Source organism: Streptomyces sp. NPDC005728 (assembly GCF_040630895.1).
Lineage (GTDB): Bacteria > Actinomycetota > Actinomycetes > Streptomycetales > Streptomycetaceae > Streptomyces.
Genome location: NZ_JBEXYL010000007.1, coordinates 130,520 through 150,123 on the forward strand (window position 1 = coordinate 130,520; position 19,604 = coordinate 150,123).

The following is a 19,604-nucleotide window of genomic DNA, read 5'->3' on the forward strand; positions in this document are numbered from 1 at the left end:
CCATTACTGCCCCGCGTCGAACACGGCCGCCGCGTACGAGCCGCCGTAGGCGAAGCTGGACAGCAGCAGCGTGCCGCTCGGTGCCCCGCCGCCGAGCGCGGCGACCAGACCGAGCGCGCCCGCGCTGCCGTACGTCTCGCCCAGCAGGGACTTCGGTGTGACGGCCGGGCGGTCGGCGAGGCCGGCCAGGCGCAGCGCCCGGGTCTGGGCCACGTCGACCAGGCTGTAGCCGGAGGCGGCCGAGACGACGGTGCCGATCTCGTCGGGGGTGACCCGTGCCTCGGCCATCGCCGCGCGCAGGGCCCGCGCCCAGGCCTCTCCGTCGCGGCCGATGCGACCGATGCCCACCGACTCGCCGGAGGCGCCGTAGCCGCGCACCCGGGCCAGGACGTTCGCGCCGCGCGCGGCGGCCGACTCCCTGCTCTCCAGCAGGATCGCGGCGGCGCCCTCGCTGAGCACCATTCCGGTACGGCCGCCGGGGACCACCCGCGCGGTGCGGGCGTAGCCGGGGAGACCGGCCTGGGTGGCCAGCGCCTGTTCGGGGAACTCGTCGGCGATCACGACCATGATCCGGTCGCACGCGCCGCGGGCGATGACCCGGGCGGCGAGCTGGAGCGCCAGCACCGAGCTGGTGCCGCCGTTGGCGATGGTGGCGGTGTAGCCGCGGTAGCGGTGCAGCATCGCCACGTGTCCGGCGGCCGCGTTGACGACCGTGTTGGCGAACAGGGCGGGGTTGGCGCCGTTGATGCCCTGCTGGAGTACGCCCTTGTGGAACTGGAGCACCGAGGTGACGGGCCCGTAGCCGGTGGCGAACACGATGCCGGTGCCCTCGGCCTCGGCCCGCGACGGCTTGCCGTGCCGGCCGTACAGGTCGGCGACCGCCGCGGCGGCCAGCAGGCTCAGCGGGTCCATCCGGCGGGCGCGACTGGGATTGATGCCCCGGGATGCGGCCTTGACGTCGATCCGGCCGACCGGGACGTCGCCGACGCCCTCGACGTGTTCCATGCCGGTGAAGCAGGGTTGTTCGACGGAGAGGGCTGCGACGAGGTCGGCCGTGTTGCCGGCCGCACCCGCCAGGCCCGCGACGCCCGTGACGACGACGTCGTGGACGGACTCGGTGCGGCGGGGGCCCGAGCCGGGCCGGTCGGGCCGGTTGAGGACGACGGAGGCGTTGTTGCCGCCGAAGGCGAAGGAGTTGGACAGCACCACCTCGGGAGCGGCCGGGCGGCCCGCGTCCGGGACGACGTCCAGACCGAAGGGCTGCTCCACGCCCCGGGTGTTGATCGTCGGGGGCAGCGTCCCGCGGTCGATCGCCAGGGTGCTGACCACCGCCTCCACCGCACCGGCCGCGCCGAGGGTGTGGCCGATGATCGACTTGGTGGAGCTGGCCGGTGGGAGCGACGAGCCGAACAGGAGCTTGACCGCCTTGGGTTCGGAGGCGTCGTTCGCGGGTGTGCCGGTGCCGTGCAGGTTGAGGTAGTCGACGTCGTCCGGGCCGAGGCCGGCGGTGTCCAGGGCCTGCGCCATGGCCGCGCAGGCACCCTTGCCGCTGGGGTCCGGGGCGGTCTGGTGGTAGCCGTCGCAGGACAGGCCGTAGCCGCCCAGTTCGGCCAGCACCCGGGCGCCGCGCGCGGCCGCCCGGTCCGCCGGCTCCAGCACCATGAACCCGGCTCCCTCGCCGAGGGTCAGCCCGGTGGATGCCGACATCGGCGAGCAGGGCTCCGGGTCCAGAGCGCCCAGGGCGCTGAACCCGAACGCCGACAGGGAGGCGAGCGGGTCGACGCCGCCGCAGACGACGTAGTCGACGTCCCCCTTCCACAGCAGTTCGGCCGCGTAGCCCAGGGCCACCGCGCTGGCGGCGCAGGCGTTGGAGAGGACCACGCGCGGGCCGCGCAGATCGAATTCGGCCGCGATGTAGTCGCCCACGCAGGGCAGTTGGGAGGCGGCCGCCTGTCCGGCGTCCAGCTTCCCCTCGTGCACCAGGCCCGCGTGGACCCCCTCCAGCGTCGGCATTGCGCCGAGGCTGGAACCCACCACCACCGCGACCCGGTCCCGGTCGACGGTGTCCAGGTCCAGACCGCTGCCGCGCAGTGCCTCGCGGATGGCGGTGGCGGCCAGGCCGTAGCAGCGGTCGACGTCGGCGGGCTGCTCGGCGGTGACCATGCCCGCCCACTCGGTCAGCAGCTCGGAGGTGTCGAAGAGGGTGTTGGTGCGGATACCGGAGGTACCGGCCGTGATGGACGACCAGCCCTTCTCGACGTCGTCCCCGGCCCCGGTGATCAGCCCCAGGCCGGTGAGGGCGATTGTCGGCGTGGTCATCAGGAGATCCTCGTGGTGAGCGAGCGGGCGATGACACGGGGCAGGGTCACGGTGCGCAGCGGCCGCTCGGCGCCCTGCTCGTCCGCGCCGGCCAGCTCCAGGCCGGGGACCCCGAAGGGCGCGTCCAGCAGTGCGAGGACCAGCTCCTCCTCCGGGTTGGCGGAGGGGGCCTGCCACAGGACGGTGCCGACGGCCGCACCGGCGGCGGTCACCTCGGCGCCGGCGGCGAACCGGCTCTCCGCCGGGGCGGCGAGGGCGGTCAGCCTGGCCGTTCCGGCGCTCGGCTGCACCAGGTCGTCGGAGCCGTGGAACTCGCCGATGCGGTTCCAGTCGACCATCCAGGACAGGTCGGCCTCGTTCACGGTCAGCCCGGCGAACCCGGCCGCGTACACGGCCATGCCGGCCTCGGCCTGCACCCGGACCAGGCCCTCGGTGCCGACCGGCGCGCCACCCTCCTCGGCGACGGCCGAGAGGACGGCCCGGTGGGCGGCCTCGGGGGCGTTCGACAGCAGGAGGTAGCCGTACTCACCGGTGGTGCCGACGCGCGCCAGGTGGGCCAGGGCGGCCGGCTCGTCGGCGAGCGCGGACTCGGTGACGGCGTGCAGGGTCAGGCCGGAGATGTCGAAGTCGACGAACCTCGCGGCCACGGACCAGGCGGTCGGGCCCTCGAAGGCGCTGGCACCCCAGCCCTCCGGCTCGACCTCGACGGTGACGTCCTCGGGGACGTCCAGCTGCTCCAGGTAGCCGCGCAGCTCGTCGGCCGTGACCGCGGTGCGGGGCAGCAGCCAGGCGTCGTCGCCGATCTCGAAGTGCAGCAGGATCGCGAAGGGGGTGCCGTCGGCGTTCAGCGCGAGCGCCTCGCGGACGGTGTCCGGCTCGACGAACTCGCCCGACTTGGCCAGGAACTGGTCCAGCAGGGAGATCCGCTCGTCGCCGGAGACGCGCACCAGCGGGGCGGAGATGCGGTAGGCGCCGACGGTGGTGCGGACGGTGGTGTAGTCGTCCGTCTCGGTGCGGAGCGGGGCGGTGGTCATGATGGATGGTTCCCTTCGGTACGGATCTCGGTGTGCGTGGTTCTCGGGAAGTTCGTCTGTCACAGGGCGGGTTCGGTGCCCACGGACAGGAGCCAGGCGTGCGGCCGTCGGGCCGGGGACGCGCAGCCGATGAGCAGGCCGGACGACGTCGTGCGCAGGACGATCTCCGCCTCGGCCGAGCCGGGCCGGTCGGGCCGGCAGTGCAGCCAGGTGCCGTCGGACAGCCGGACCGCGGCCGCCGCGGCCCACACCTGACGGAAGTCGCGGGAGTCCAGCTCCCAGCGGGTGCCCGCGGAGTCGATGACCACGGTGGTCTCGCGCGGGGTGTGCGGGGTGATCCAGAGAACGGCCTCCGCGTCGGTGTCCGGCGCCTGGACGTCGACACGGACCGGCCGGGCGGTGTCGTCGGGCGCGGTGAGTTCGAAGCCGAGCCCGTCCTGCGGGCCGTAGAGGGCGAGCGGGTGCTTCTCCTCCCAGCCGGCGGCGGACCTGACGCCCCAGCCCAGCCCGCTCGCGCGGCTGAACCGGCTGTGCTCGGCGGTGACCCACATCCCGGCGCTCCAGCGGGGGTTGTTGCCGAAGGCCCGGGTACGCGGGAAGGAGCTGCGCAGCACCTTGGTGGCGCCCTCCCGCCAGGCGACGACACCGGCGGCAGAGGCGTCGAGCTGGAGCCGGCGGGGTCCGGCCACCGCTGCCGCGGCCGGGGCGGCGGGCGTGGCGGGCACGTCCTGCGGCAGGAACTCGGTGCGCAGCCGGGCCACCCCGTCCGGACCGGCTTCCAGACCGCGCTCCAGCAGACCGCTGTGGATCAGCCGGACCGGCTCCCGCACCGGCACCCGCACGCTCCAGGCCGCGCCGGTCCAGGTGAGATCGCCGCCGACGGGGGCGACCTGGGCGGCCGCGACCACCTCGGAGGCGTCCCGGACGCCGAGACCCAGCCCGAGCGGGTGGGCCGCACCGCCGTCCGGGGCGAAGCCGCCCTGGCGCAGCGCGACGGTCTGGAAGACGCGTCCGGGCCGCCGGGTGAAGGTGAAGTCCTGGCTCAGCACACCCTCGGTGAGGGTGACCGTGCCGACCACCTCGTCGTCGCCGCACCGCTCCATGACCCGTACCCCGTGCTCGACGGGGACGAGGTCGAGGTCGCGCGGTTCCCCCTCCCGCCAGCCGGCCGGGCGGTCCGCCCGGCAGCTGGGCCAGGTGGAGACGAACACCGGCCCGTGGTGGCCCTCGGCCAGCACGCGCACGGTCCCGTCGTCGCCGTCCACCTCGACGGCCAGCGGCCCGGAGGCGAACCGGTACGGCTGCGCCCCGCGCGGGGTGCGGATGCGGTACGGCGGTTCCGCCAGCCGCAGCGCACGCCTCGCGCCGTCCGGTCCGGTGACCTCCGCCTCGCGGACGACGCCGCGGTCGACGTCGACGCTCGCGGTGAGCCGGAACTCCCCCACGGCCAGGCAGTAGTCGACCGTGCGGACGCCGTCCACCAGGCGGACGTCGGAGCGCAGTTCGTCGTCGCGGGCCTCGGTCACGGAGGCGAAGCTGTTCAGTCCGCCCAGCGCGGCCCGGACCTCGGCACCGAGGTCCGCGAACACACTGCGCAGGATCAGCGGGATGTAGTTGTGCAGTTCGACGTTGCCGTCCTCGCCGGGGACGGTCCGCCCCACCGAGACACAGCCGACGCGCCGGTAGAGCCGGAAGGCCACGGTGTTGGCCGGGTTGACGGTCAGCCGGAGCACGAGGCAGCCGGACTGCACCATCCACTCGACCGCCTCCGTGAACAGCCGTCCGGTGATCACGCCGTTGCGGTAGGCGGGTGCCACGAAGAACATGTCGGCGATCAGCTCACCGGCGCGGGCGGAGCGTCGGCCGGTGTTGTGGAACAGGCCGAAGGTGCCCACCACACGCCCGCCGTCGACCGCCACGATGAACGTGCCGGTGTCACGCTCGGCCAGTTCGCGCTCCAGCTCCTCGCCGGTGATGCCTCCGGCCACCGGGTTGGGGCTGTCGCGGTGGCGGTTGTAGAGCGCTGCGATGTCCTGCGCGTCGCCCTCCTGGTACGGGCGGATCGTGAGGGACACTCCACACCTCCTTCTGTTCGGGTCGGCTTGGTACGGGGACGGAGGTCAGGACTTGCGTCCGGTGGTGACGATGAGGGAGCCGGCCGCCGCGAGTTCGGAGCCGACGGTGGCCCGCACCGACACCTGCCTGAGGCCGCCCAGGCGCTGGCCGAGCTTGGCCTCCAGGGACAGCTGGTCGCCGGGGACGACCAGGCGGGAGAACTTCATCGAGCTGATGGAGCCGAGGTAGCCGACGCTCTCGGAGGGGTCGCCCTCGGCCGGCGGCTCGGGAGCCTCGACGATCTCGGCGACGTACACGACGGCCACCAGCTGGGCCATCGCCTCGACGATCATCACGCCCGGCATGATCGAGTGGTCCGGGTAGTGCCCGGCGAAGAAAGGCTCGTTCACCGAGACGCTCTTGACCCCGCGGCCGGACACGCCCGGCACGACGTCGTGGGCGCGGTCGATCATCAGCATCGGCCAGCGGTGCGGCAGCATGCGCTTGATGTCGTCCGAGGAGTAGCTGTAGGTCTTCTTGGCGGCGGCCGCGGACTTCTTGGCGGGCGCCTCTGCGGTGACCGTCATGCTCAGACCTCGCGGGCTTCGATGAAGTCGACGAGGGCGTTGATGGAGCCGAAGGCCTCGAAGTCGTCGTCGCTGATCAGCACGTCGTACTCGTTGTTGACCATGACGACGATCTCCAGGGTGTCCAGCGAGTCCATCTCCAGACCGCGGCCGAACAGCGGCTGGTTGTCGGAGACGACGGCCGGCTCCACGTCCAGACCGAGTCTGTCGATGATCATCGACTTGACCTTCATGTTCTTCTCCAGGCGGGCCTCGGCCTGGCTGCGGATGTCCTCGAAGGTGGCGACGGACATGGGTGTTCCTTCCGATGGGAGATGATGAAGATGACGAACAGTCAGAATGTGCTGGTGGAGGGCTAGTTGGGGATCATTCCGCCGTCGACCGTGAGCACCTTGCCGGTGATGTAGGAGGCGGCGGGGCTGGCCATGAAGGCGGTGGCCCGGGCCACCTCGGCCGGGGTGCCCATGCGGCCCAGGGGGATGGCCTGGAGGGCCTCCTTCATCTGGGCGGGCGGCACCTTCTTGACCATGTCGGTGTCGATGAAGCCGGGCGCCACCACGTTGACGCGGATGCCGCGCGGGGCCACCTCGTACGACAGCGTCTTCGCCAGGGAGATCACGCCGCCCTTGCTGGCCGCGTAGTTGGCCTGGCCCGCCCGGCCCGCGATGCCGCTGGTGGAGGCGATGAAGACGATCGCGCCGCCACGGGCGTACATCTGCTTGGTCGCCTCGCGGGCGGTGAAGAAGGTGCCGGTGAGGTTGGTGCCGATGACCTCCTGCCACTTGGCGCCGCTCATGGCGGCCAGGTGGCCGTCGGCGGTCACGCCCGAGTTGAGGACGGCGACGTCCAGGGAGCGCCACGCCGTCTTCAGCTCCTTGAACATGGCGGCGACCTGGGTCTCGTCGGAGATGTCCGCCTGGAGCAGCAGTGCCTGCCGGCCCAGGGCGCGGACCTGCTCGGCGACCTCCTCGGCCTTGGCGGCGTTGGAGCGGAAGTTGAGGGCGACGTCGCAGCCGTGCTCGGCCAGGGCGATCGCGACCGCCGCGCCGATCCCGCGCGAGGCGCCGGTCACCAGGGCCTTGGTGCCCTCGGCGAACAGGGTTCCCGGTGTGCTCATGCCGCGCTCCCCAGCATCGCCGCGGTCACCCGGTGGCTGCCCGGGTCGAAGCCCTCGGCCTCGGTGCCGAGGCCGGCCTCGGTGGCGGCCTTGACGACCGCCTGCGCGACCGCGAGGTCGAGAATGCCCAGGCCGAAGGGCGAGAAGACGATCGGGTCCTGGGCGGCCGGGGGCTCGGTGCAGCCCAGCACGGAGGCGATCTCGGCGTGCACGAACTCCCGGTGGCCCACCTCCTGTTCGGCCTTGTGCAGGGAGGTCTGCTCGCGGACGCAGTGCTCGATGTCGTCGACGACGTTGTAGGCGCCGAGGACCGAGTTCGTGCTCAGGTCGCGCAGCGACAGGTGCAGGATCACCTGGCCGGCCGGCCGCTCGGGGTACTCCGCCAGGTCGAGCCAGTACGTCGAGTCGGTGGTCGCGATGCTCACGGTCTCGGCGGCGAGCGCGTCGCCGACGGTACCGGTGCGGAAGGTGATCCCCGGGTACTCGGACTCCAGTTCGGCGGCGAAGACCTCGGCGCGGCCCGGCACGACGTCCTGGAGCACCACGGTGTCCAGGTCGGGGTGGGTATGCGTCAGGAAGGCGAGCACGCGCTGGTTGATCGTGCCGCAGCCGACGAGGCCCGCGCTGCGCACCCGGCGGTCGCCGTGCAGGGCACCGGCGGCCAGGGCGGCGCTCGCGGCGGTGCGCGAGGCGGAGATCTGGCTGCCCTCCAGCAGGGCCTTGGGGTAGCCGGTGGCCAGGTCGTTGAGGATCTGCACCGAGGAGGCCCGCTGCAGGCCCTGCTCGACGTTCGCCGGGAAGGACGAGATCCACTTGAGGCCCATCACCGGCTGCGGGCCGCCCAGGTAGGCGGGCAGGGAGATGATGCGGGAGCCGGCGGGCTGCGGCGGGCGCAGGAAGCTGGAGAACGGCACCTGCGAGTGGCCTTGGCCGTGCAGCACGTAGGCGGTGCGCACCGCGTCGAGGACAGCGGGTTCGAGACCCGTCAGAGCGGCTTTGACGTCGTCCCGTCCGAGGACCTTCACGGCTCGCTCCTTTCCTGGTCGAAGGACTGGTCGGTGGTCTGGTCGGTGTGTCGGGGGAGCGGGATGTCCTGGAAGGTGGTCTCGACCCAGGCGTCGGAGTAGATGGTGTCGAGGTAGCGGTCGCCGCCGTCCGGGAGCACGGCCACACAGGTGACGCCCGCCTCCAGCCGGCCGGCGGACCCCTGCAGTGCGGAGATCACGGCGCCGGACGAGCCGCCGGCGAGGATGGACTCGTGGGCGAGCAGCTGCCGGCAACCGCGCACGCAGTCCAGGTCGGTGACCTTGACGACCCGGTCGGCGAGCCCCGGCCGCAGCAGCGGCGGGACGACCGCCGCGCCGTGCCCGGGGATCGTGCGCCGGTGCCCGCGTTCCCACGGCTCCGGCGGTCCGAAGATGACGCTGCCGACCGCGTCCACCGCGACGACCCGGGTGGCCAGGCCGTTGTCCCGGATGTACTCGGCGCAGCCGCGCAGCGTGCCGGTGGTGCCGGCCGCGAGGAACAGGTAGTCGGGACCGCCGGGCAGCGCCTCGCAGATCTCGCGCATGGTGTGGTGGTGCGCCCGGGCGTTGTACTCGTTGGCGTACTGGTTGGGCCAGTAGGCGTCCGGCACGGTCTCCAGGAGGGTGCGGACCCGGTCGATCCGGGACGGCAGGTACTCGCCGGTGGCCGGGTCGCGGTCGACGACCTCGACCTTCGCGCCGTACGCCCGCATGATGGCGGCGTTCTGCCGGGTGGTGCGCGGGTCGACCACACAGACGAGGTCGAGCCGGTAGAAGTTGCAGAGCTGGGCGAGGGCGATGCCGAGGTTGCCCGAGGAGGACTCCACGACCGTGGACACCCCGGGGACGAGCTTGCCGGCCTTGATGGCGTGCTCGATCATCGACTTGGCGGCACGGTCCTTGATGCTGCCGCCCGGGTTGAAACGCTCGCACTTGGCGTACACCTGGAACCGGCCCGGCGGGAACAGCCGGTCGAGGGCGACCAGCGGGGTGCCGCCGATCGTGGCGACGATGTCGGGATCCCGGGAGCGGGTGGCGCCGAGCGCCAGCGCCGCCCCGTCGGATGCGAGGACGGTCATTCCGCGACCTTTCTGCTGATCTGGAGCCGCAGTTCGCTGACGTAGCGCTCGCCGTCCGCGTCCGCCAGCCAGGAGTCGTCCGGGGCGGGCAGCGGCTCGCTGAGGGTCACGAGGGCATCGGGGGCGAGACGGCGCGCGGTGCGGACGAGGTTGGCGAAGGAGAGCACGAGGGTCGGACTGGTGAGGTCCACGAGGGACGGCTTGGTCTCCTCGGGGAACTTGACGAAGAGCAGGTCGGGCAGGGCGTGCGCGGCCGCCCAGCGGCGCACGGCGAGGTAGTCGCGTTCCCGGTCGGCCTTGTCCGGCAGCGCGACGCCGGCGACGGGCAGCCGCCAGGTCTCCCGGAACAGGACCAGGTCGTCGAGGATCACGCGTGGGGCGTGCACCCGGTCGAGGCCGATCTTGAAGGCGTCCGCGGCGATGATGGAGACCGGCACCGCGAGCAGTTCGGCGATGCTCCACCCGCGCCCGTCCGGAGTGGTCGCGGTGACCGTGCCGTCCGTCTCGGCGAGCGCGATCGACGCCGCCGGATCGACGCGGGTCCGGTCGTCGAACGGGGCCCGGGTGAAGCCGATCAGCCGGTCTCCGGCGCCGATCGGCGCGGGGACCATACGACCGCTGTTGCGCTTCCACTCGACCGGCAGCAGCGGCACCAGACGCGGGGCGTCGAGGGCCGCGTTGACCTTGTCCCGCAGCGAGCCGGCGTCGGTGCTCCAGTCGAGGAAGGGCAGGTCCAGCGTGGCCAGGCAGGCGTGCAGTTCGCCGAGGACGACGGTGTACTCGCCGGCGTCGACGGCGTCCGCGGACCGGGCCGCCACCTGCAGATCGGGGCTGTGCACGGCGAGGTGGGGCGAGCGCACCGGCCCGGTGGCGAACACCGCGCGGGCCCGCTCCTCGATGTCCGCGACCCTCAGTCGCACCGGGGCGGAGCCCGGGGCCGCCGGGTCCAGGGCGAGCACCTCGCGCCACTTCGCGGCCAGTTCGAGGGTCGCGGTGTGCACGGGTGTCGCGTTGTCCCCCCAGAACAGGCCGAGCACCTGCGTCCACACGTCGGCGAGGGTCACCTCCGTGCGGCGGGCGGCGGCCTTGCGGACGAAGCCGGCGACCTCCGCCTCCACCAGCTCGGCGAGCCGGTTGCCGAACCAGTCGGCCGCGTCGGCGACCAGGGCCAGCGGACGGGCGACGGCGTCGAAGAAGTCCCGCCCCAGCTCCGTCCGGCAGTCGCGCAGCGAGTCCTGGTAGCAGAGGGTGCGGCCGGCGTACGCCTTGCCCTCCTCGCGGGAGGCCGCCTGTCCGGTCGTACGGACGAAGAAGTCGTCGAGCCGGTCGAGCGCCCCGACCAGTTCCTCGGCGCTGCCCGCGCGGTCGATGTCCTCCCGCAGCCGGTCCAGTTCCGTCAGGACCGCGTCGCAGCGGACGAACAGCTCCGGGTCGCCGATGCCGGCCACGCGGCGCCGCAGGATCTCCTCGGCGCGCACGTCCACGGGGATGTTGGCGTCCCAGGTGAGCACCCGCTGCTTCAGCAGCCGGGTCAGGATCTTCTCCACCCGCTGCCGGGCGGTGGCAGGATCCCAGCCGGTGGCGTCCGCGATGGCCTCGCCGCCCCGGTCGCCGTCGGCCAGACGCAGCACCTGGACGTCGTCCTCGCGCAGCCGCACCGTACGGCCGCCCTGCATGACCAGCCGGTCGCCGTCGAGGTGCACGTCGGGCCGGAGCACCGGCGGGAACCACCAGCGGGCGCCGGGCTGTGCGGCCATCCAGTCGGCCAGGGCGGCGATGGTCCAGCGTTCGAAGAAGGTCCGGCTCCCGGACGTGAGCGCGGGCCCGTGCGCGACCTCCAGGGCGCCCTGGGTCCGTGCCACGGAGATCCAGGAGGCCGGGCCGAAGAAGCCGATCGTGTCGGCCTTGGCGCAGTACCGCAGCCAGTACATGGCCAGGGTGCGTTCGCGTTGCCTGCGCTTGGACTCCTTGCCCTTGCCGGCCGCGAGCGAGTCGAGGATCTGGTAGACCGTCCGGTTCTGCCAGGCGATCGCCCGGCGCACCCGGTCGTCGAGGGCGAGGCGGCCCAGCCGCTCGGCCTCCACGGCGCTGTCGGCCCGGTAGGCCGCGGCGAACGCGTCGGCGTCGGCGGCACCGCTGTCGGCGAGCGCCGCCGTCCGGGCCGCGCGCGGCCCGCCGAGCAGGTCCAGGCCGGAGACCGGGAAGCCGGCGCTGCGCAGCATCCCCACGCCCCACACCTGCCACTCGCTGTCGCCCAGCCGGTACGCCGGGGCGAACGCCGACCAGTCGAAGGGCCGGTCGCCGCCCTGCCCGCCGGCCGGGGGACCGGCCGTGGGGGCGGTGATCGCCGTGGTCACAGCGCCGCTCCTTCCAGGGCGCGGGCCGGGGCCGACAGGGCCCGGGCCAGGCGGGCGACACCCTCGGCGATCCGCTTGCGCGGCACATTGCTGAAGCACAGCCGCAGTCCGTCGGCGTGCTCGCCGTCGATGCCGAAGTGGCTGCCGGGCACGAAGGAGACCCCGTGCTCGGCCGCGGCCCCGGCGAAGCCGGCGGTGTCCACGCCGTCGCGGTGGCGCAGCCAGATGTAGAAGCCGCCGTCCGGGCGCTGCCACTGCCAGGGCCCGTCGGTGCCGAGTTCGGCCTCCAGCGCGTCGGCCATGAGGCCGCACCGCTCCCGGTAGCTCGTGCGGTAGGCGTCGATCAGGTCGGTCCAGCCGGCCCGCGTGTGGAAGGCCGCGATCGCGGCCTGGGCGAGCGCGGACGGCGACAGCGCCATGACCTCCGTGGTACGGCGCAGGGCCGGCGCCAGTTCCGCGGGCGCGGCGATCCAGCCGCAGCGCAGACCGGGGGCGAACACCTTGGAGAAGGTGCCGAGGTAGACCACGCGCTCCGGGTCGAGCGCGTGCAGGGCGGTGGTGGTCGTGCCGTCGAAGGAGAGCAGGCCGTAGGGGTTGTCCTCGATGACCAGCAGGTCCAGCTCGCGGGCCGCGACGAGCAGTTCGTGTCGGCGGGTGACGGACAGGGTGGCGCCGGTCGGGTTCTGGAAGGTGGGGTTGCAGTACAGCAGCCGTACCGTGCGGCCGGCGCCGCGCAGCCGCAGGACCGTCTCCCGCAGCCCGGCCGGGTCGAGACCGTCGGCGTCCTCCGGTGCGGGGTGGAGGGTCAGGCCGGCGGTGCGGAAGGCCGCGGCGGCGCCGGGGTAGGCGGGGGTCTGGCACAGGACGGTATCGCCGGGGACGCCGATCCCGAGGCCCAGGGCCATCAGGCCCATCTGGGAACCGCTGGTGGGGATCAGCTGTTCGGCCGTGGCGGTGCTGTCCTCACGGGCCATCAGGTCGGTGATCGCCGGTACGAGGGCCTGGGCGACGTGCGGGGTCGTGTACTGGAGGGCGAGTCTGCCGCCGAGCTTGACGAGCCGGGACAGCTGCGCGGAGATCGTGTCGAGCGGGAGGACGTCCAGGTCGGGCAGGCCGCCCGCGAACGAGACGACGTCACCGCCCCGTTCGAAGAGCCGCGGCATCTCCACCGCGGGTCGCATGTCGGTCCACATGGCGGTCAGCTCCCGGCTCTGGCCGGCAGAGCGGCGGCCAGCTGGTCGTGCACGGAACGCCACAGCCCGGCGGAGGAGGTGAGCGCGGGGTCCCCGATGACCTCGGGGTCGATCTCGATCCCGTACTGCTCCTCGACCGCCATCACCAGGGCGATGGTGTGGAGCGAGTCCACGCCGAGGTCCACGAGCGGGGTCTCCGGGTCGGTGACCGCGACGGCGCAGATGCGCTCGACGAGCTGGTCGAACTGCGACTGGGTCGGCTGGTCAGACTGCGACTGGTTCATGGCTGGTCCTCGTCGGGGTCGTCGATGGCGTCGGGGTCGTCGGTGCGGGAGTCGGTGGGGTGGTGTCCTGGGCGCAGGCCGGGGCTTCGACCAGGCGGGCCGCGGCCGCGCGGTCGGGCTTGCCGTTCGCGGTCAGGGGCACCGTGTCGATGAGGGTGATCAGGTCGGGCCGCCGGGCCCGGTCCAGCCGCAGCGTCAGCCCGGCGCGGATCTCGTCGGCGGTGAGCGTGCTCTGCACCACGAGGTGCAGCGGGCCGTCCTCGGGTTCGGGCCGCAGCACGACCGCCGCGGTCACCCCGGGGATCCGCTCGGCAGCGTCCTCGATCTCGGTCAGGCCGAGCCGGATGCCGCGCCGCTTGATCATGTCGTCGTTGCGGCCGACGAAGTAGAGCCGGCCGTCCTCGTCCAGGTAGCCCTGGTCACCGGTGCGCAGTTCGAGCGTGCCGTCGGCGCGCCGGACGTAGCGCTGCTGCCGCTCCAGCGGGACGCCCCAGTAGCCGGCCATCACGGTGGCACCCCGGACGACGATCTCGCCGACCTGGCCGGGATCGAGGGCGCGTCCCCCGGCGTCGGTGATCCGGACGTGGTCACCGGGGATGGGCGGGCCGACCGAGTCGGGGTGGGCGGCGTACTCGGCCGGGTCCAGGACGGAGATGCGCTTGCACTCGGTCATGCCGTACATCGAGGCGAAGACCGACCCGGGGAAGGCCTCCAGCAGCTCCGCCATGACGGCCCGGCCCGGGCGGGCGCCGGTGTTGGTGAACAGGCGGACCCGGGTGGGGCGGCGCAGTCTGCGCTGCAGCAGGGTGAGGATCTGGGCGAGCGAGGGCACGAGCGGGACCACGGTCACGCCGTACTGCTCGATGACCTTCAACAGGCCGCGGTCGCCGGCGCGTTCGGCGAGGACGAGCGTGCCGCCGGTCAGCGCGCAGAACAGTGCCTGGTAGAGGCCGTAGTCGAAGGAGAGGGGCAGCCGGCACAGCACCACGTCGTCGGCGCGGTAGCCGAGGCGGGCGTTGACGGCGCCGACGGCGGCGAGCATCTGCCGGTGCGGGCAGACCACGCCCTTGGGGCGGCCGGTGGTGCCGGAGGTGTAGATCAGCATCGCCACGGCGTCGTCGGGGACGTCGGCCGCGAAGTCGTCGGCGGGGGTCTGCTGGATCTCCTGCCAGGCCCGGGCCGGCTCGGCGGTGTGCCGGGCCCGCTCGCCCGCTCCCGGCGAGCAGATCGCCAGGGCGGCGGAGCAGTCGTCGATGATGTGCGCGAGCTGCAGGTCCGTCAGGTCCGGGTGGACGGGGACGAAGACGGCGCCGATGCGCAGGGTGGCGTAGAAGAGGGCGAGGAAGGAGCGGTCGTTGCCGCCGGCGTGGACGACCCGCTCTCCGGCGCCGACGCCCTGGCCGCGCAGCCAGCCGGCCGCCCGGTCCACGGCCGCGCCGAGTTCGGCGTAGCTGACCGGGCCCTCGGTGTCGATGACGGCCGGGTGGTCGCCGCGGTCGGCACGGCTGCGTTCGAAGAGGTCAGACACCAGCATGGACGGTCTCCCCCTTCCGGTCCGGGACGGCCGGGGCGAGCCGGGCGTGGACCTTGGCGACGTCCCGGGCGGAGGTGACCGGGAGGACGGTGAGTTCGGGGTGCTGGCGTCGCAGGATGCTCGCGAGGGTCTTGGCGGGCGGCAGGGACACCGTCAGGGCGGGTGCCAGCCGGGCCAGGCTCAGCAGGCACAGGTCCCAGCGCACCGGCCGCACCACCTGCTCGACGAGGCGGTCGCGGATCGCCTCGGGCGTGGTGAGGACCTCGCCGTCGGCGTTGGAGAGCAGGAGCGCGCGGGGCTGCCGGAAGGGCACGGCGGAGGCCGCGGCGGCGAACGTCCGCCGCGCCGACTCCATGTACGTGGTGTGGAAGGCTCCGGCGACCTGGAGCGGTTTGACGGTCGCCCCGGGCGGCGGAGCGGCGGCCAGCTGCGTCAGGTCCTCGGCGAGTCCGGCGGCGACGATCTGGCCGGGTCCGTTGAACGTGGCGGCGGTCAGGTCGAGTCCGGCGATGCGGGCGAGCACCTCCGCCTTCTCGCCGCCGACCACGGCCGCCATCGAGGTGGGCGCCTCGGCGCAGGCGGCGGCCATGGCCCGGCCGCGGACCGCGGCGAGCCGTACGGCGTCGGCGGGCGCGAGGACCCCGGCGTATCCGGCCGCGGTCAGCTCGCCGACGGAGTGGCCGGCCACGACCGCGCTCTGCCCGGCCGTCGCCGGGGCCAGTTCCTCGTGCGCCAGCAGCCCTTGGGCGACCAGCAGGGGCTGGGTGTTCTCGGTGCGGGCGATCTCCGCGGCCGAGGCCCGGGTGCCCAGGTGGACCAGGTCCACGTCGGCGGCCTCGGACCAGGCCCGTACGCGCTCGGCGTGCACCGGGTCGCGCAGCCAGCCGGCCAGCATGCCGGGGGTCTGGGATCCCTGGCCCGGCGCGATGATTGCGAACATATGTTCTATCCCCCTTTTGTGTGGTGCGAGCGGCTGGCGCGAGTCCGGGCCGGCCGGGCGGGTGCGATACGGCCGGTTCGGCCGGGCGGGTGCGCTGTGCAGGGCCGGTGGCGACCGGCCCCGCGATTCCGGCACGGTCCGCCGGACGGGCCCTAGTTGCGGCCCGTGCTCCTGGCGAAGCGGCGGATCGCCATGAAGGAGAAGGCGGCGAACCAGGCGACGATGTTGATCACGGCGCCGCTCAGGCTGGAGTGCTCGCCGCTGAAGGTGTAGCCCTCGGTGAGGGAGTAGCGGGCCAGCGTCGAGACGCCGTACATCGGCGTGTACCGCGAGATCTCCAGCATGGTCCCGCTGAGCGGGATGAACAGGTTGCCGAGGAAGGCCAGCGCGGTCATCGTCAGGCCCGGCATGTGCATCACGACCTCGGGCTTCAGGGCGAGCCCCAGGAAGATGCCGAGCGCGGCGAACACCGCGGCGCCGATCCAGGCGACGAGCAGGGAGGTCACCCACACGCCGGAGTCGGCGTGCGCCCCGGTGACGGCGCCGAGGACCCCGACGATGGCCACGGGCACGGCGGCCATCACGACCGAGCACACCACCTTGACGAGCAGGTATCCGGGCGGGGCCAGCGGGCTCAGCGCGATCGTGCGCATCCAGCCGGCGGACCGTTCGACGGAGATGGTGGCGGCGGAGCTGGTGGCGGCCATGGCGGCGCCGTACACCGCGAGCCCGATCATCATCCAGGCGGCGAAGTTGCCGTGCGGCAGCGTTCCGTGGGACGGGGCGGTGCGGTACAGGGCGAGATAGAGGACGGCCGGGAGCAGGAGGGTGAAGATGGTGGTCTGGCGGTTGAACCGGCGCCGCAGCTCGTAGCGGACGAAGGTGGGGTTGACGCCGCTGAAGGCCGAGGTGCGGGGGCGGGCGGGTGCGGCCGCCGCGGTCAGGGTGGTCATCGGAGGCCCTCCTGGGCGGTGCGGCCCTGGTGCGTGATGGCCATGAAGGCTTCTTCGAGACTGCGCGGGGCGACCTCGATCTCGGTGGCCGACGTCTGGTTGACCAGCTGCCGCAGCAGGGCGTCGGAGTCGGTGGTGTCGAAGTAGTGCCGCTCGCCGCGGGCCACGCAGGAGCGGACGGCGTGGGAGGCCGCCACCGCCTGCGCGTCATGCGGGCTGATCAGGGCCGAGACGGTACGTCCGCTGGTGGCGGCGCGGATCGAGGAGGCGGAGCCGTCGGCGACGACCCGGCCCTGGTCGATCAGCACGACACGGTCGGCGAACTGGTCGGCCTCCTCCATGTAGTGCGTGGCGAACATGACCGTCATGCCGCGCTCGGCGTCCTCGCGGACGGTGGCCCAGAACTCCCGGCGGGCGACGACGTCCATGCCGGCGGTCGGCTCGTCCAGCACCAGGAAGTCGGGGTCGGACAGCAGCGCGACGGCGAACCGCAGCCGCTGCTGCTCACCGCCGGAGCACTCGGCGACCCGCCGGTCGCGCAGCCCGGTCAGTCCGGCCCGGGCGATGACCTGCTCGGGGTCGGCGGCGGGGTGCAGCGAGCCGAGCATGCGCACGGTGGCCTCGACGGTCAGGTCGGGCAGGAGCCCCCCGGACTGCAGGACCGCGGCGACCCGGCCGGCGCGCACCGCCTGCTGCGGGGCCTGGCCGAAGAGTTCCACGTGTCCGGAGTCGGGCCGGGTCAGTCCGAGCAGCATGTCGATGGTGGTCGTCTTGCCGGCGCCGTTCGGCCCGAGGAACGCCACGATCTCGCCGCGCCGGATCCGCAGGTCCAGCCCGTTCACGGCGGTGAACTCCTCACCCTTGGCAGTGGTGAAGCGCTTGACGACCGTGCTGAGCACGGCGGCATCCGGGGACGTCACCTCCCTCGCGGCCGGCCGGAGTTGGGTTTCGATCGTCATCAGAGTCCTCACCGTTTTGTGGGGGTGGTCTTGGCGAGAACCAATCTCCCCCGCCCCTCTATCGGTGCGAACCGAAGCCGCTACGGGGCCGCTATCCGTCGGCTATCGGGGCCGCGGGCGCCGTCCGCGTCCGGCCGAAAACCGACTCGGGCACGGCGGGTCAGGGAAAGCGGTCTCAAGGTATCGTCCGAATGTCCGGACAAAACATTGACAGGGCTCGTGCGGGGCACTAGAAATCCGGGGAGAGCCGTGACGAAGGGAAGCCGATGGCGTACGACCTGATCACCATGGGGCGGATCGGAGTGGACCTCTACCCGCTGCAGACCGGTGTCCCGCTCGCCCAGGTGTCGTCCTTCGGCAAGTTCCTCGGCGGGTCGGCGACGAACGTGGCGGTGGCCGCGGCCCGGCTCGGCCGGCGGACCGCCGTGGTCACCCGCACCGGAGACGACCCGTTCGGCTCCTACCTGCACGAGGCCCTGCGCGGCTTCGGTGTCGACGACCGCTGGGTCACCCCGGTGGCCGGGCTACCCACACCGGTCACCTTCTGCGAGGTCTTCCCGCCGGACGACTTCCCGCTGTACTTCTACCGGCAGCCCAAGGCCCCCGACCTGGAGATCGACGCCCACGACCTGGACCTGGACGCCATCCGCGAGGCCCGTGTCTTCTGGGTCACCGGCACCGGCCTGAGCGAGGAGCCCAGCCGCACGGCGACCCTCGCGGCCCTCGCCCACCGCGCGAAGTCCGGCACCACGGTCTTCGACCTGGACTGGCGCCCGATGTTCTGGACGGACCCCGACGCGGCCCGCCCCTTCTACGCCGAGGCCCTGCGCCACACCACCGTGGCCGTCGGCAATCTGGACGAGGTGGAGGTCGCCACCGGGGTGCGCGAACCCCACGCGGCGGCCCGCGCGCTGCTGGACGCCGGGGTCCGGCTCGCCGTGGTCAAACAGGGACCCAAGGGCGTGCTCGCCGTGAACAGCGAGGGCGAGTCCGCCGAGGTCCCGCCGCTCCCGGTGACGGTCCTCAACGGACTCGGCGCCGGTGACGCCTTCGGCGGCTCCCTCTGCCACGGCCTGCTGGCGGGCTGGGACCTGGAGACGATCATGCGCCACGCCAACGCGGCCGGCGCCATCGTCGCCTCCCGCCTGGAATGCTCCTCCGCGATGCCGACCCCCGACGAGGTCGCCGCCGCACTCGAGGCCGGAGCGGTGCTGTGAGGGCGGGCAGGGTGGCAGGCACCCATCGCGACGGCGGGGACGGCGCCCGGCAGCCGCGCGTGGACGTCTCCGCGCTGGTCCGCACCCGCACCCACCATCCCGAGGCCATCGCCGAGGCCGCGGCCCGACGGGCCCGCCGCCCGCTGCTGAACGAGGACGGCCGGCTGATGATCGTCGCGGCCGACCACCCGGCCCGCGGCGCGCTCGGCGTCGGCGACCGCAAGCTCGCCATGGCCAACCGCGCCGACCTGCTGGAACGCCTGTGCCTGGCGCTGTCCCGGCCCGGCGTCGACGGTGTGCTCGCCACCGCCGACATCCTGGACGACCTGCTCCTGCTGGGCGCCCTCGACCACAAGGTCGTCATGGGCTCCATGAACCGCGGCGGACTGCAGGGCGCCACCTTCGAGCTGGACGACCGCTTCACCGGCCACCGTCCCGAGGACATCCACCGCCTCGGTTTCGACGCCGGCAAGCTGCTGCTGCGCATCGACTACGACGACCCGGGCTCCCTGACCACCCTGGAGTCCACCGCCCGCGCCATCGACGCGATGGCCGCGCACCGGCTCCCGGTCTTCGTGGAACCGTTCATCAGCCGGCGCGGCCCCGACGGCCGGCTGCGCAACGACCTGAGCGCCGAGGCGGTCACCAGGTCCATCGCCATCGCCTCGGGCCTCGGCGGCTCCTCGGCCTACACCTGGCTGAAAGTGCCGGTCACCGAGAACCCCGACGACATGGCCCGGGTCATGGAGAGCTCGACCCTGCCGGCCGTGCTGCTCGGCGGCGACATCGGCGACTCGCCCGAGGAGCAGGTGGCCGCGTACGAGAAGTGGCGCGACGCGCTCCAACTCCCCACCGTGCGCGGCCTGGTGGTCGGCCGCTCGCTGCTGTACCCGGCGGACGGCGATGTGGCCGCCGCCGTCGACACCGCCGTAGGACTGCTGTGAGGGCCGC

General features: G+C 73.2%; 17 protein-coding genes. 2 read left to right on the forward strand and 15 right to left on the reverse strand.

The window, feature by feature from the left end:
* Positions 1-3: 3 nt before the first annotated feature.
* From ABZ471_RS07845 to ABZ471_RS07915, 15 genes are all read right to left on the reverse strand, one after another.
* Positions 4-2,319 carry a beta-ketoacyl-[acyl-carrier-protein] synthase family protein gene (locus tag ABZ471_RS07845; RefSeq protein ID WP_359063595.1) on the reverse strand — a complete coding sequence of 772 codons (2,316 nt, stop codon included), beginning with the start codon at positions 2,317-2,319 and terminating at the stop codon, positions 4-6.
* The gene (locus tag ABZ471_RS07850; protein ID WP_359063597.1) at positions 2,319-3,353 is read right to left on the reverse strand and encodes an aminomethyl transferase family protein; all 1,035 of its coding nucleotides are present in this window, start codon (positions 3,351-3,353) and stop codon (positions 2,319-2,321) included. The genes ABZ471_RS07845 and ABZ471_RS07850 overlap by 1 nt, the downstream gene beginning before the upstream one ends.
* A gap of 59 nt (positions 3,354-3,412) precedes the next feature.
* On the reverse strand, positions 3,413-5,428 hold the full coding sequence (locus tag ABZ471_RS07855; protein ID WP_359063599.1) for a GNAT family N-acetyltransferase: 2,016 nt from the start codon (positions 5,426-5,428) through the stop codon (positions 3,413-3,415).
* A 45-nt stretch (positions 5,429-5,473) separates the two neighbouring features.
* A complete protein-coding gene (gene fabZ / locus ABZ471_RS07860) occupies positions 5,474-5,995 on the reverse strand; it encodes a 3-hydroxyacyl-ACP dehydratase FabZ (RefSeq protein WP_359063601.1) in 522 nt (173 codons plus the stop codon).
* A 2-nt stretch (positions 5,996-5,997) separates the two neighbouring features.
* Entirely contained in the window at positions 5,998-6,288 is a 291-nt protein-coding gene (locus ABZ471_RS07865) for a phosphopantetheine-binding protein (protein WP_355899725.1), read from the reverse strand.
* Between the two features lie 62 nt (positions 6,289-6,350).
* Positions 6,351-7,112 carry a 3-oxoacyl-ACP reductase FabG gene (gene fabG, locus ABZ471_RS07870; RefSeq protein ID WP_359063604.1) on the reverse strand — a complete coding sequence of 254 codons (762 nt, stop codon included), beginning with the start codon at positions 7,110-7,112 and terminating at the stop codon, positions 6,351-6,353.
* Entirely contained in the window at positions 7,109-8,137 is a 1,029-nt protein-coding gene (sbnB, locus tag ABZ471_RS07875; RefSeq protein WP_359063606.1) for a 2,3-diaminopropionate biosynthesis protein SbnB, read from the reverse strand. The genes fabG and sbnB overlap by 4 nt, the downstream gene beginning before the upstream one ends.
* The gene (gene sbnA, locus ABZ471_RS07880) at positions 8,134-9,216 is read right to left on the reverse strand and encodes a 2,3-diaminopropionate biosynthesis protein SbnA (RefSeq protein ID WP_359063608.1); all 1,083 of its coding nucleotides are present in this window, start codon (positions 9,214-9,216) and stop codon (positions 8,134-8,136) included. Before sbnA ends, sbnB begins: the two co-directional genes overlap by 4 nt.
* Entirely contained in the window at positions 9,213-11,573 is a 2,361-nt protein-coding gene (locus tag ABZ471_RS07885; RefSeq protein WP_359063610.1) for a lantibiotic dehydratase, read from the reverse strand. Before ABZ471_RS07885 ends, sbnA begins: the two co-directional genes overlap by 4 nt.
* Positions 11,570-12,766, reverse strand: coding sequence for a PLP-dependent aminotransferase family protein (locus tag ABZ471_RS07890; protein ID WP_359063612.1), 1,197 nt, complete (start codon positions 12,764-12,766; stop codon positions 11,570-11,572). The genes ABZ471_RS07885 and ABZ471_RS07890 overlap by 4 nt, the downstream gene beginning before the upstream one ends.
* Positions 12,767-12,771: 5 nt before the next feature.
* Entirely contained in the window at positions 12,772-13,050 is a 279-nt protein-coding gene (locus ABZ471_RS07895) for an acyl carrier protein (RefSeq protein ID WP_359063614.1), read from the reverse strand.
* Complete coding sequence (locus ABZ471_RS07900; RefSeq protein WP_359063616.1) at positions 13,031-14,584, reverse strand: class I adenylate-forming enzyme family protein; 1,554 nt, start codon at positions 14,582-14,584, stop codon at positions 13,031-13,033. Before ABZ471_RS07900 ends, ABZ471_RS07895 begins: the two co-directional genes overlap by 20 nt.
* Entirely contained in the window at positions 14,571-15,524 is a 954-nt protein-coding gene (locus tag ABZ471_RS07905; RefSeq protein ID WP_359063618.1) for an ACP S-malonyltransferase, read from the reverse strand. Before ABZ471_RS07905 ends, ABZ471_RS07900 begins: the two co-directional genes overlap by 14 nt.
* A 152-nt stretch (positions 15,525-15,676) precedes the next feature.
* Positions 15,677-16,477, reverse strand: a complete 801-nt coding sequence (locus tag ABZ471_RS07910) for an ABC transporter permease (RefSeq protein ID WP_359063620.1) — start codon at positions 16,475-16,477, stop codon at positions 15,677-15,679.
* A complete protein-coding gene (locus ABZ471_RS07915) occupies positions 16,474-17,436 on the reverse strand; it encodes an ABC transporter ATP-binding protein (RefSeq protein WP_359063622.1) in 963 nt (320 codons plus the stop codon). The genes ABZ471_RS07910 and ABZ471_RS07915 overlap by 4 nt, the downstream gene beginning before the upstream one ends.
* A gap of 266 nt (positions 17,437-17,702) precedes the next feature.
* Between ABZ471_RS07915 and iolC the strand changes: the two genes are divergently transcribed.
* Both iolC and ABZ471_RS07925 read left to right on the forward strand, forming a co-directional pair.
* Entirely contained in the window at positions 17,703-18,653 is a 951-nt protein-coding gene (gene iolC, locus ABZ471_RS07920) for a 5-dehydro-2-deoxygluconokinase (protein WP_359063624.1), read from the forward strand.
* On the forward strand, positions 18,650-19,597 hold the full coding sequence (locus tag ABZ471_RS07925; protein ID WP_359063626.1) for a deoxyribose-phosphate aldolase: 948 nt from the start codon (positions 18,650-18,652) through the stop codon (positions 19,595-19,597). The genes iolC and ABZ471_RS07925 overlap by 4 nt, the downstream gene beginning before the upstream one ends.
* Positions 19,598-19,604 lie beyond the last annotated feature (7 nt).